This is a genomic window from Nitratireductor sp. ZSWI3, assembly GCF_024655565.1.
In the GTDB taxonomy this organism is placed as follows: Bacteria; Pseudomonadota; Alphaproteobacteria; order Rhizobiales; family Rhizobiaceae; genus Nitratireductor.
In genome coordinates this window covers 24,298-36,761 of the sequence record NZ_JANKOF010000043.1, presented here as the reverse complement: position 1 = coordinate 36,761, position 12,464 = coordinate 24,298, and the positions used below count along the sequence as shown (strand labels likewise).

General features: G+C 67.3%; 8 protein-coding genes. 1 reads left to right on the top strand and 7 read right to left on the bottom strand.

The features are described 5' to 3' along the window. Positions 1-380: 380 nt before the first annotated feature. Positions 381-3,077: a DNA mismatch repair protein MutS gene (gene mutS, locus NUU27_RS14345; RefSeq protein WP_257762805.1), complete on the bottom strand. Its 2,697-nt coding sequence runs from the start codon at positions 3,075-3,077 to the stop codon at positions 381-383. A gap of 175 nt (positions 3,078-3,252) precedes the next feature. Between mutS and NUU27_RS14340 the strand changes: the two genes are divergently transcribed. Beyond that, positions 3,253-5,538 (top strand): NADP-dependent malic enzyme, encoded by a 2,286-nt coding sequence (locus tag NUU27_RS14340; protein ID WP_257762799.1) that lies wholly within the window; start codon positions 3,253-3,255, stop codon positions 5,536-5,538. 134 nt (positions 5,539-5,672) lie between these two features. Here NUU27_RS14340 and NUU27_RS14335 read toward each other — a convergent pair whose 3' ends face one another. The 6 genes from NUU27_RS14335 to NUU27_RS14310 all read right to left on the bottom strand — a co-directional run bounded on the left by NUU27_RS14335 (position 5,673) and on the right by NUU27_RS14310 (position 12,454). Continuing rightward, the gene (locus NUU27_RS14335) at positions 5,673-6,560 is read right to left on the bottom strand and encodes a GNAT family N-acetyltransferase (RefSeq protein ID WP_257762798.1); all 888 of its coding nucleotides are present in this window, start codon (positions 6,558-6,560) and stop codon (positions 5,673-5,675) included. Positions 6,561-6,658: 98 nt separating this feature from the next. Next, entirely contained in the window at positions 6,659-8,950 is a 2,292-nt protein-coding gene (locus NUU27_RS14330; RefSeq protein WP_374566915.1) for an ATP-binding protein, read from the bottom strand. A gap of 78 nt (positions 8,951-9,028) precedes the next feature. Further along, the gene (locus NUU27_RS14325) at positions 9,029-10,021 is read right to left on the bottom strand and encodes an MDR family oxidoreductase (protein WP_257762796.1); all 993 of its coding nucleotides are present in this window, start codon (positions 10,019-10,021) and stop codon (positions 9,029-9,031) included. 56 nt (positions 10,022-10,077) lie between these two features. Beyond that, complete coding sequence (lspA, locus tag NUU27_RS14320; protein WP_257762795.1) at positions 10,078-10,575, bottom strand: signal peptidase II; 498 nt, start codon at positions 10,573-10,575, stop codon at positions 10,078-10,080. Next, positions 10,572-11,432 carry an RNA methyltransferase gene (locus tag NUU27_RS14315; RefSeq protein WP_257762794.1) on the bottom strand — a complete coding sequence of 287 codons (861 nt, stop codon included), beginning with the start codon at positions 11,430-11,432 and terminating at the stop codon, positions 10,572-10,574. The genes lspA and NUU27_RS14315 overlap by 4 nt, the downstream gene beginning before the upstream one ends. Beyond that, complete coding sequence (locus NUU27_RS14310) at positions 11,429-12,454, bottom strand: class I SAM-dependent rRNA methyltransferase (RefSeq protein WP_257762793.1); 1,026 nt, start codon at positions 12,452-12,454, stop codon at positions 11,429-11,431. Before NUU27_RS14310 ends, NUU27_RS14315 begins: the two co-directional genes overlap by 4 nt. Positions 12,455-12,464 lie beyond the last annotated feature (10 nt).

Here is a 12,464-nt window from a genome sequence, read left to right as displayed (position 1 = left end):
AACTATTGGTAGATCAAACTGCCCCGCCCACCAACCGAGCATCCGGCGTTCCTGTCTGATGGCCCCAATTTGCTGGTGGCTGGCGTTTAACACACCGTTAGCCGGTCGGGCTGGTCACTTCCTTGCGCATTTTCGTGGTGACCACATTTATCGTTGTCATACGTGATTCAAGCGAGACAGGGTGTGATTTATGACAAAAGTGGCTGCGGCAGGCTTCAAACCTCGACAATTAGCATGTGTCTATCTCGGTCAAAACCTGCCCGAGGATGACGAATGACAGGAAGGGTCCCGTGACTCGCCAGCCATCACGATTGGTGTAACCGCTCCCACAGCTCGTCATCCTCGGCTTGACCCGAGGATCCATACCACGCGACGCCGGCCTATTCCTTCACGGCGAGCTGCTTCAGCCGGTAGAGCGTCTCCAGCGCCTCGCGCGGGGTCAGGTCGTCGGGGTTGATCGCCTTCAGTTCCGCCCCGAGCCGGTCCGATGCCTTCGGCGCTTCGGCTTCCTTCTTCACCGCCACGGAGAAGAGCGGCAGGTCGTCGACGAGCTTCGAGGCCTTGCCGGAGGTCTCGCCCTCCTCGAGCTGGTGCAGCACCTCGCGGGCGCGTTCGACCACCGCCTGCGGCAGGCCGGCGAGCCGCGCCACCTGAACACCGTAGGAGCGGTCGGCGGCCCCCTTGCCCACTTCGTGCAGGAACACCACGTCGCCCTCGAACTCCTTCACCCGCATGGTGACGTTGGAGAGCCTGGCAAGCTTCTCCGAAAGCGCCGTCATCTCGTGGAAATGGGTGGCGAACAACGCCCGGCAGCGATTCTTCTCATGGAGATACTCCACCGCCGCCCAGGCGATGGAAAGGCCGTCGAACGTGGCCGTTCCGCGGCCGATCTCGTCGAGGATCACCAAGGCCCGCTCGCCAGCCTGGTTGAGGATCGCCGCCGTCTCCACCATTTCGACCATGAAGGTCGAACGGCCGCGCGCCAGATCGTCCGACGCCCCGACGCGCGAGAACAGCCGGTCGACCACGCCGATGCGGGCATGGGCTGCCGGCACGAAGGACCCCATCTGCGCCATCACCGCGATCAGCGCGTTCTGGCGCAGGAAGGTCGACTTGCCGCCCATGTTGGGACCGGTCAGCAGCCAGATCGCACCGGCCGTCCCGCCCTCGGCCGGCGACAGATCGCAATCGTTCGCCACGAAGGGCTCGGCAAGCTGCTTGCGCAGCGCCTGCTCGACGACGGGATGACGGCCGCCCTCGATGTGGAAGTCGAGACTGTCGTCCACATGCGGACGGCAATAGTTTTCGGCCTCGGCGAGCTCGGCAAGCGCCGCCGAAACGTCGATCACGGCCAGCGCATGCGCCGCCGCGCGGATCGCATCCGCCGCTTCCACCGTCTCGGCCAGGAGCAGGTCGAACACCGAGAGCTCGATCTGCAGCGCCCGGTCGGCAGCATTGGCGATCTTCGTCTCCAGCCCCGCCAGCTCGGTGGTGGTGAAGCGCATGGCATTGGCCATGGTCTGGCGGTGGATGAACCGTGCCTTGGCCTCGTCGGTGCCGGTCATCACCTGCGCGTTGTTCGCCGTCACCTCGATGTAATAGCCGAGCACGTTGTTGTGCCGGATCTTCAGCGAGCGGATGCCCGTTTGCTCGACGAGGTCCCGCTCCATCTCGGCGATCACCCGGCGCGACTGGTCGCGCAGCGCCCGCATCTCGTCGAGCTCGTCATTGTAGCCTGCCCGCACGAAGCCGCCGTCGCGCTTCAGAAGCGGCAGATCCTCGTCGAGCGCCCGGTCGAGATGGGCGGCAAAGGCCATCGGCAGGCCGCGAATGCCGGCAAGCGCGGAAGCGATCTCCGCCGGCACGTCCTTGCCGGCCAGCGCCTCGGCGACGCCATGCGCCGCCTCGAAGCCGGCCGCCAGCGCGCCGAGATCGCGCGGTCCGCCGCGGTTGAGCGCCAGCCGCGACAGCGCGCGGGCGATATCGGGAACGCCTTTCAGGAGCCCTCGCACCGTGTCGCGCAAGGCGGCTTCCTCGAGGAAGAAGGAGACCGCGTCGAGCCGCCGGCCGATCGCCGCCGGATCGGTCAGCGGCGACATCAGCCGTTCGGCGAGAAGCCGCCCGCCGGCGCCCGTCACCGTGCGGTCGAGCGCCCTCAGGAGACTGCCGTCGCGGCTGCCCGACAGCGTGCGGGCCAGTTCGAGATTGGCGCGGGTCGCCGGATCGATGAAGAGGCTCGCGCCCTCCTCGTCGCGTTCCGGCCGGCCGAGCGGCGGGCGCTCGGCCTTCTGCGTCTTCTCCACATAGGCGACAGCGCCGGAGACCGCGGAAAGCTCGGCGCGGGAAAAGCGACCGAAGCCCTCCAGCGTCGCCACGCCGTAGAAGCGGGTGAGCCGCATCTCGGCCGACGCCGAATCGAAGAGATTGGCGGGCTGCGGTGTCGCCTTGCGGCCGATCACGTCGAACACGGGGCGCAGCGATGCGTCGTAATAAACCGGCTCGGCGACGATCAGCTCGCGCGGGTCGATGCGCAGGATGTCGGCCAGGAGCCTTTCGGGTCGCGTCGCGGCGACCCGGAAGGCGCCCGTGGAAATATCGATCCAGGCGAGCGCCAGGCTCTCGCCCTCGCCGGCCTTCACCCGGCCGAGCGCCATCAGGTAATTGGCCTCGGCGGGATCGAGCAGCTTTTCCTCGGTGATGGTGCCGGGGGTGACGAGACGGATCACGTCGCGTTTGACGACGGACTTCGCGCCGCGCTTCTTCGCCTCGGCCGGATCCTCCATCTGCTCGCAGACGGCGACGCGGTGGCCGAGCCCGATCAGCTTCTGCAGATAGTCGTCGGCCGCATGCACGGGCACGCCGCACATGGGAATGTCGTCGCCCTGGTGCTTGCCGCGCTTGGTCAGCGTGATGCCGAGGGCCCGGCTCGCCACCTCCGCATCCTCGAAGAACAGCTCGTAGAAATCGCCCATGCGGTAGAACAGCAGCGAATCGGGGTTGGCCGTCTTGATCTCGATGTACTGCGCCATCATCGGCGTCGCCCCTTCGGCGGCGGCCTGCATTGCCTTGTGGCGCATCGGCGTTTCGTCGTTCAAGGAGGGCTCCCCCGGCCTTTTCAATGGCATTGAATGAACAGCTTCAATCTGCTTGGCCATTTACTGGGCGAAAGTGTAGCCTTATGCACCTGTCACTTGCAAAACTCCACAGAAAGCAAGAGCCGAGAGCCGATCCGCGGGAGGAACGAAACCGATCATGGCCGCCACAGACAAGACCGAACGACAAGGGCCGTCCGTGAGCCCGCAGGAGGCGCTGGACTTCCACGCCGCAGGACGCCCGGGCAAGCTCGAGATCACGCCCACCAAGCCGATGGCGACGCAGCGCGACCTGTCGCTCGCCTATTCGCCGGGCGTCGCGGTGCCGGTCAAGGCCATCGCCGAGGATCCGAGCCGCGCCTTCGATTACACGACGCGCGGCAACATGGTGGCGGTCATCACCAACGGCACGGCGATCCTCGGCATGGGCAATCTCGGCGCGCTGGCCTCCAAGCCTGTGATGGAGGGCAAATCCGTGCTCTTCAAGCGGTTCGCCGACGTCGATTCGATCGACCTCGAGGTCGACACGGAGGACGCCGACGCCTTCGTTGATTGCGTCAAGCTGCTCGGCCCTTCTTTCGGCGGCATCAACCTGGAAGACATCAAGGCGCCCGAGTGCTTCGTCATCGAAAGCCGCCTGCGCGAGCTGATGGACATTCCCGTCTTCCACGACGACCAGCACGGCACGGCGATCATCGCCATCGCCGGCCTCATCAACGCACTCGATCTCACGGGCCGCGACATCAAGACGACCCGGCTCGTCTGCAACGGCGCGGGGGCCGCCGGCATCGCCTGCCTGGAGCTTGCCAAGTCCCTCGGGCTGAAGCCCGAGAACGTCATCCTCTGCGATACCAAGGGCGTCGTCTACAAGGGCCGCAAGGAGGGCATGAACCAGTGGAAGTCGGCGCATGCGGTCGAGACCAAGAAGCGCACGCTGGCCGAAGCGCTCGACGGGGCGGATGTCTTCTTCGGCCTGTCGGCCAAGGGAGCGCTGACGCCGGCCATGGTGCAATCCATGGCCAAGAACCCGATCATCTTCGCCATGGCCAATCCCGACCCGGAGATCACGCCGGAGGAGGTGACCGAGATCCGCACGGACGCCATCATGGCGACCGGCCGCTCGGACTATCCCAATCAGGTCAACAATGTCCTCGGTTTCCCCTACATCTTCCGCGGCGCGCTCGACGTGCGCGCGACGACGATCAACGACGCCATGAAGGTGGCCGCCGCCGAGGCGCTCGCCGCTCTCGCCCGCCAGGACGTGCCGGATGACGTGGCGGCGGCCTATCAGGGCAACCGGCCCAAATACGGCCCCAACTACATCATCCCGGTCCCGTTCGATCCGCGGCTGATCTCGGCCGTGCCGGTGGCCGTCGCCAGGGCGGCGATGGATTCGGGCGTCGCGCGGCGGCCGATCCTCGACATGGAGAAATACGCCAACGAACTGTCGGCTCGGCGCGATCCCATCGCCTCGACGCTGCAGCGCATCTACGACCGTGTGCGGCGCCAGCCGAAGCGCATCGTCTTCGCCGAGGGCGAGGAAGAGCAGGTGATGCGCGCGGCCGCATCCTATGTGAACCAGAAGCTCGGCACGGCCATTCTCCTGGGGCGCGAAGAGCAGATCAAGGAAACGGCGCGCAACGCCGGCGTCGATCTTTCCAAGCCCGGCATCGAGATCATCAACGCCCGGCTGTCGCGCCGCAACGCGATCTATGCCGACTATCTCTACGAGCGCCTGCAGCGTAAGGGCTATCTCTTCCGCGATGCGCAGCGGCTGATCAACAACGACCGCAACCACTTCGCCGCCACCATGGTGGCGCTCGGCGACGCGGACGCCATGGTGAGCGGCGTGACGCGCAACTACTCGACCGTTCTGGCCGATGTGCGGCGTGTCATCGACGCCAGGCCCGGCCATCGCGTCATCGGCGTCTCGCTGGCGCTGTGCCGCGGCCGCACCGTGCTGGTCGCCGACACGGCGGTGCACGACATGCCGAATGCCGAGGAGCTTGCCGACATCGCCGAGGAAGCCGCCGGCCAGGCCCGCCGCATGGGCTACGAGCCGCGCGTCGCCATGCTCGCCTATTCCACCTTCGGCCATCCGCCCGGCGAGCGCTCGGAGCGCGTGCAGGAGGCCGTGAAGATGCTCGACAAGCGGCGCGTCGATTTCGAGTATGACGGCGAGATGGCGGCCGACGTGGCGCTCAATGCGGGGCTCATGCAGCAATACCCGTTCTGCCGGCTGTCGGGGCCGGCCAACGTGCTCGTCATGCCGGCGTTCCACTCCGCCTCGATCTCCACCAAGATGCTGCAGGAACTGGGCGGCTCGACCGTCATCGGCCCGCTGCTCGTCGGCCTCAACAAGCCGGTGCAGATCGTCTCGCTCAACGCCAAGGATTCCGACATCGTCAACATGGCGGCGATTGCCGCCTACAGCGCGGGAGCCTGAGGACAGCGCCGGCGCGACTCGCCGCGGTCACGGCACGGATATGCCCGGCTCGAGGGCCGGGCATGACGAAGGGTTGGATGTCGATATAAATCGCGACGGCCGGCAGCTCATGCGCCGCCCTTGCAGCCCCACGGTCACGCGGCGAAGCGCTGCGCTTCCGTGCCGTAATAGTTGATGTAGCGGTCGGAGATCGTTTCCACCGGCAGCACCACGAACACGTCGGTGGTGCCGAAATCATGGTCGATCACGCAGCCTTCACCGAACCGGGCGCCGAGCCTGAGATAGCCTTTCACCAGCGGCGGCATGGCCGCCAGCGCCGAGCGCGCCTGCACGGCTTCCTTCGGCATCAGATCCATCGGCGCAAAACGGCCGGCGACGGCGCGCACATGCCAGTCGCCCTCGGCCTGGCAATGGTGGCTAAGGAAGGAAAACGCTTCCGCATGCGCCGCTGGCACGACGCCGGGGAAGGACGCGCATCCCATCATCACGTCGATGCGCCGCTTGCGGCAATAGGCCCAGATCCCCTGCCATAGCAGCTCGATCGTCCGCTTGGTGCGGTATGGCGGCAGAACGCAGGAGCGGCCGAGCTCGAGGAAGCGGCGGCGCGAATGGCGCGCCATCAGGCTCTCGATGGCGAATTCGTCCTGCGAATAGAAGCGGCCCATACGATGCGCGCCTTCCGGCGACAACAGGCGATAGGTGCCGACGATGCGGTCCACATCGCTGCCCGGCAGCGACGTGTCGACCACGAGAAGATGGTCGCAGACCGCGTCGAAACCATCCACGTCCCGGTCCAGCGCCGGGGCGTCCGTCGAGGAGCGGGCGCCCATCTCGTCAAAGAAGACCCGGAAGCGGACCGCCTGTGCAGCGGCGATCTCCTGCGCGTTGCGCGCCAGGCGCGCCTCCAGCGGCCCGATGCGGCCAAGCAGGCAATCGTCGAGCATGGCGTGCTCGTCGCCGGCCAGCGGCGGGTGTGCAACGGGTTCCTGAAAGGCGCTGCTGTTCAGCGTCATGCCCTGCATTGCTGATTCTCCTCCGCGTCGCGATGACGCCGGAATAGTGGCCTGTTACGACAGAACTATGACGATAGCGTCACACATCGTGAGCGGCAACCGGGCAATCACACGGTCGCATGGAGGGCCAGCGCGGCCAGCAGCTTGTCGGGATCGAGCGGCTTCGTGACGAATCCGTTGGCGCCATGCGCCAGAACGCCATGCCTGGTCGTTTCCTGTCCATCGGCCGAGAGCACGAGGATGGGAACCGGCGCGATGCCCGTCTCCTCCTCGTGGCGGCGGATGACGTTGATGGCGTCGAGGCCATCCATGACCGGCATGTGCAGATCCATCAGCACCACGTCGAACCGCGTGCCGCCTTCGTTGACGGCCTCGACGGCCGCGCGCCCGTTGGAAACGAGCCGCACGTCGTGGCCGGCCCTGCTCAGCGCGGCGCGCGCCAGCATGGCGTTGATGTCGTTGTCCTCGGCGACCAGGACCTTCAGCCGGCGCGCGCCACCGGCCGCCGCCGACGCGCCGTCGGCGCTGCCCTCGCGTGTCCCGGCCACCGGCCAGGCGATCTCGCCATGCTCGCTCAGCAACTGCCGCACCAGCGTCTTGCAGCGCACGGGTCGGGCGAGAAAGGCGCCGTAGCCGCTGGCGCGAAACGCCGCGAGGCGGCCGCGCTCGGACGGCGTGATCAGCGTCAGCGCGCGGCCGGCACCGATGCCAGCCTGGCGCAGCCGCCCGATCAGGCTGCCATCGTCCGATTCGAGCGCCGCGTCGACCAACAGCGTGTCAAAAGATTTGCCGGCTTCGTCAGCCAGGCGCGCCGCGTCCTCGGCGCTGGCGGCGATCGCCGCGCTGCCGCCATTGACGCGGATCGTCATGGCGATGGCTTCGGCCTCCTCGACATGGGGCGACAGGATGACGGCGTTCACCCCGCCCAGCACCGGCCGGGCATCGGCATCCCGTGCGGTCTCTTCCGCGAAGGGCAGGAGCACGGCGAATTCCGATCCCTCGCCCGGCGTGCTGGCCACGGTGATCGAGCCCCGCATGGCATCGACGATGCGCTTGGTGATGGCGAGCCCCAGCCCGGCGCCGCCATGCCGGCGCGTCGAGCTGCCGTCCACCTGCTCGAAATCCTTGAAGATGCGGGTGATGTCGTCCTTCTCGAGCCCCGGTCCCGTGTCGGTGACCGAAAAACGCAGCAGCGGCGTCCCGTTCTTCTCTTCCCGCCTCACGCTCACCGTCACGCCACCTTCGTCGGTGAACTTCACGGCGTTGCCGAGCAGATTGAGCAGCACCTGCCGCAAGCGGCCCGGGTCGGCGCTGACGGTCGCCGGCACGTCGGGGGCGATGTAGCATCCGAGGCCGATGTTCTTGGCGAAGGCGCGGGCCGCGAGCAGCTCGACCACATTCTCCACCATGTCGTGCACGGAAACGCTCTGCGGTTCGAGCTCCAGCCGCCCCGCCTCGATCTTCGAATAGTCGAGCAGATCCTCGATGAGCGCCAGAAGGGCGCTGGCCGAGGTGGAGACCGCCCCGACATAGGTCCGCTGCTCCGGCGTCAACCGGGTGTCGGCCAGGAGCGTCGCCATGCCCATGATGCCGTTCATCGGCGTGCGGATCTCGTGGCTGACGGTCGCCAGGAAGCTCGATTTGGCGTGGCTCGCCTGTTCGGCGCGCTCGCGCGCGTTGATCAGCGCCGTCTCGGCGCGCTTGCGGGCGGTAATGTCGCGGGCGATTGCGCGGTGCGACACCGAGCCCGCCTTCTCGTCGCGCACCGAGTGCTCGATCCACGAATACCACCGCACCCCGCTGCGGGTGTGGATCGCCACATCCGTCGAGCTCAGGCATTCCCCATCGGAGAACGCGGCATCGGGCACGAGGCCGATGTCGATGCCGAGCTGGCCCAGCGTGCGGCCCATGAGCATCGCCGGCTTGCGGTCGAGCAGTTCGGCGAAGACGCGGTTCACATAGACGATGCGCCCATTGCGATCGCGGTGGACGATCAGGTCCCCCAGCGCGTCGACCAGGCCGTGGAAACGCTCCTCGCTCTCGCGCAGCTCCCACATGCGGTCGGCGAGGGTTTCCAGTTCGCCCCGGTTGACCGCATCCTTCTCGGCCAGGGCCGACAGGAGAAGGCGGTCGGCATTGGCGGCGCGCAGCGCCACCGCCAGCCCAACCGCGCCGAGCCCGGCAAGAAACAGGCTGATGAGCGGAGAGGCGCCGGTGAGTTCGGCAAGCCCGGCGATCAGGATGATCGCCAGGCTGATGGCGATTTCGCCATGCCGGCGAGGCGGGCTGATCCTGTGCGGCGCAAGCGCCGGCGGCCGCATGTGCAGGCGCTCCCGCCGCCCTTCGGGTGCGGTTGCCGCCGTCCTCGACGGCTGTTCGACACGCTGATGTTCCGCCATTTTCATGGCTGGAAGCGTAACCGACGAGCCTTACGGAAGCTTTTGGCCGGTATGGCGAATTTTAACGATCGCCGGGCCTTACGGCATCTCCACCACGACGCGCCCGCGGATCTTGCCATCGATGATGTCCCGCGCCGCCGCGATCACCTCCTTGAAGGGGACGACGTTGGAGATCGCCGCCAGCTTGGCGTGATCGAGCTCGGTGGCGATCCGCCGCCAGGCCTCGAGCCGTAATGCCTTCGGCGCCATCACGGAATCGACCCCGAGCAGCGAGACACCGCGCAGGATGAAGGGCGCGACGCTCGACGGCAGGTCCATGCCCTGCGCCAGGCCGCAGGCCGCCACCGCGCCTCCGTAGGAGGTCATCGACAGGACGTTCGCCAGCGTGTGGCTGCCCACCGCATCGACGCCGCCGGCCCAGCGCTCCTTGCCGAGCGGGCGGGCGGGACCGGAAAGCTCGTCGCGGCCGATGATCTCGGCGGCCCCCAGTTCCCTCAGGTAACCGGCCTCCTCGGGCCGTCCCGTCGAGGCGATGACGTGATGGCCGAGCCCGGCGAGGAGGGCGACGGCGACCGAGCCGACACCGCCGGCAGCGCCCGTCACCACCACCGGGCCGCGCTCCGGCACGATGCCGTGGCGCTCCAGCGCCATCACGCACAGCATCGCGGTGTAACCCGCCGTGCCGACCGCCATCGCGTCCCTGGCGCTCATGCCATCGGGCAGCGGCACCAGCCACTCGCCCTTGACGCGGGCGCGCTCGGCATAGGCGCCGTAATGGGTCTCGCCGACGCCCCAGCCGTTGAGGATGACCTTGTCGCCCTCCTTCCAGTCCGGATGGCTGGACCGGGTGACGGTGCCGGCGAAATCGATGCCCGGAACGAGCGGGAAGCGGCGCACGACCGGTGCCTTGCCGGTGATCGCGAGACCGTCCTTGTAGTTTACGGTGGTCGCCTCCACGGCGACGGTGACGTCGCCCTCCATCAGGTCGTCCTCGGACAGCTCAACCCAATCGACGGACTGGTTCTTGTCCTCGTCGCGCGAAATCAAAACCGCCTGAAACTTATCCGTCATCGCTCACTCCGGCTTACAAAAACACTGCGCGACTTTGCGGCGTCAGCGAGGTGGGGTCAATCCGTCGGCCCGCCACGCGCCGCGCGACTCCTGCGCCAGTCGACGATCTCTTCAAGGATCACCAGCCCCGCCCCGACGGTGATGAAGACGTCGGCCAGGTTGAAGATCGCGAAGGACCAGACCGGCGTGTGGAAATAGATGTAGTCGGTGACGAACCCGTTGGTCAGCCGGTCGACCAGATTGCCCAGCGCGCCGCCGAGGATCAGCGCGAAGCCGAGCCGCGCCCAGACCTGCGCTGCCCCCGTGCGCATCGCCAGATAGCCGATGAACAGGATCACCGCTGCCATGACGAGGCTGAGGCCGACGCCGTTCATGCCCGAGAACATCGAGAAGGCGATGCCCGTGTTGCGCGAATGGAGCAGCGCCAGAAACGGCAAAAGGTCGATCTTCTCGTGCAGCGGCAGCGCCGCCTCGACCAGCGCCTTGACCAACTGGTCGGCCAAAGCGAATGCGAGGGTCAGGAGGCCGTAGAGACCCATGGCGCGCAGACTCATGCCTTGCTCCTGTCATCGAGCGGCAGCACCTTGCGGCGGATCTCGTAGAGCATCACGCCGGTGGCGACCGCCAGGTTGAGGGAATCGGCACGGCCGGCCTGCGGGATCCGCACCAGCACGTCGCAGGCGGACGCCAGGTTCTCCGGCAGGCCCTGCTGCTCGTTGCCCATGAGGAGGAGCGTCGGCCCTTGCCTGTAGTCGGCGGTTCGGTAGTCGACGGAGCCTTCCAGATGCGTGCCGACCAGCCGGCCGGCAAATCCCTTCCGCCAGGCGAGGAAAGCGTCGACGCTGGCGCGCACCACCGGCACGGCGAAGATCGATCCCATCGTGGCGCGGACCGTCTCTATGGAAAAGGGATCCGTGCAGTCGCCGATCAGGATCACGCCTTTGGCGCCGACCGCGTCGGCGGTGCGCAGGATGGTGCCGAGATTGCCCGGATCGCGGACCCGGTCGAGCGCCACCCAGACGTCCTCATTAGCCGGCTTTACCGCGTCGAGGGGCAATGTCTTCTGCTCGAAGACACCGACCACCATCTGCGGATTGTCGCGCCGCGTCACGGCGGACAGCACCTTCTCGCTGACCACCAGCACCAGGCCGCCGGCCGCCACGGTGCGGGCGGCGAGCTTCTCCACCGCCTCGTTGCCGCGCCCGGCCTTGGCATAGAGCAGGGTGCGGATCGTCCAGCCGGTCTCGAAAGCATCGATGATCAGCTTCAGCCCCTCGGCGATGAAGGCGTTCTCGCGGTCGCGGTATTTCTTCAGCGACAGCGCCCGGATGTCCTTGATGATCGGATTGGTGAGGCTGGTGACCTCCTTCACCTGTCCCGGCGCACGCCGTTCCCTGTCGTGACCGCTCATGAGGCTACCCAGCGAGAGAAGAGGGAGGTGGAGAACGCCCTGCCCGCCGACTGTTCGCGGATGACGAGCTCGCCCGATTCCACGCAGCCGCCCATGCCGGCGAAGGTGTCGCGCATCAGGGCGTGGATGGCGAAGAAGGAAGCGCGGATGGAATAGGCCGTCAGAACCACCGCAAGGGGCTTCGGCGTCAGGATGGAGCGGCAGAGATCGGCGAGGTAGGGCAGATCCTCAAAGAGCTGCCACACCTCGCCCTTCGGCCCGCGTCCGTAGGCGGGCGGGTCGAACAGCACGATGTCGTAGGCATTGCCGCGCCGCATCTCGCGCTCGGCGAATTTGACCGCGTCGTCGCAGATCCAGCGGATCGGCTTGCCTTCGAGCCCGGCGATCTCCTGGTTCTCGCGCGCCCAGCCGATCGCCTTCTTCGAGGCGTCGACATGGGTCACCTCGGCGCCGGCGCGCGCGGCGACCAGCGAGGCAAGGCCCGTGTAGCCGAACAGGTTCAGCACCTTCACCGGACGCCCGGCGCCGCGCACCAGCGCCTCCATATGCGACCAGTGGGTCGCCTGCTCGGGAAACACGCCGACATGGCGGAAGGAGGTGAAGCGGCCGAGATAATCGATGCCGTCGTGGCGCATCGGCCAGGTCTCGCCGAGCTGCTCGCGGGGAAAGCGCCAGCGGCCCATGCCCTCCTCGTCCGTGTCGCCGGTGAAAATCGCGTCCGCCTTGCTCCACTCGGCGGCCCCGAGCGCCGGCTGCCAGATCGCCTGGCCTTCCGGCCGCACGATGCGGTAGGGCCCGTAGCGCTCCAGCTTCTGTCCGGCGCCCGAATCGATCAGCGCATAGTCGTCGTTGGGCAGCACCTCGAGGATGACCGGCAGGCGCTCTTGCGGCAGCGGGCCGCTTCGCCGCGGCGGTGCCAGGCGTGAAGCAGGCTCCGCTGGCCGCGGCTGGCTGTCGCGTGCAACGGGCGTTTTCTGTGGGGCGCGCCGCTCGTTCCGGCGCTTGCTGCGCTGGGGCTTCAATTCAGTCTCC

Bases quoted from the DNA above. Each gene is read 5' to 3' on its own strand.
- NUU27_RS14330 (WP_374566915.1), bottom strand. From the start codon at position 8,950: ATGGCGGAACATCAGCGTGTCGAACAGCCGTCGAGGACGGCGGCAACC.
- NUU27_RS14315 (WP_257762794.1), bottom strand. From the start codon at position 11,432: ATGAGCGGTCACGACAGGGAACGGCGTGCGCCGGGACAGGTGAAGGAG.
- NUU27_RS14335 (WP_257762798.1), bottom strand. From the start codon at position 6,560: ATGCAGGGCATGACGCTGAACAGCAGCGCCTTTCAGGAACCCGTTGCA.
- NUU27_RS14325 (WP_257762796.1), bottom strand. From the start codon at position 10,021: ATGACGGATAAGTTTCAGGCGGTTTTGATTTCGCGCGACGAGGACAAG.
- mutS (WP_257762805.1), bottom strand. From the start codon at position 3,077: ATGCGCCACAAGGCAATGCAGGCCGCCGCCGAAGGGGCGACGCCGATG.
- NUU27_RS14340 (WP_257762799.1), top strand. From the start codon at position 3,253: ATGGCCGCCACAGACAAGACCGAACGACAAGGGCCGTCCGTGAGCCCG.
- lspA (WP_257762795.1), bottom strand. From the start codon at position 10,575: ATGAGTCTGCGCGCCATGGGTCTCTACGGCCTCCTGACCCTCGCATTC.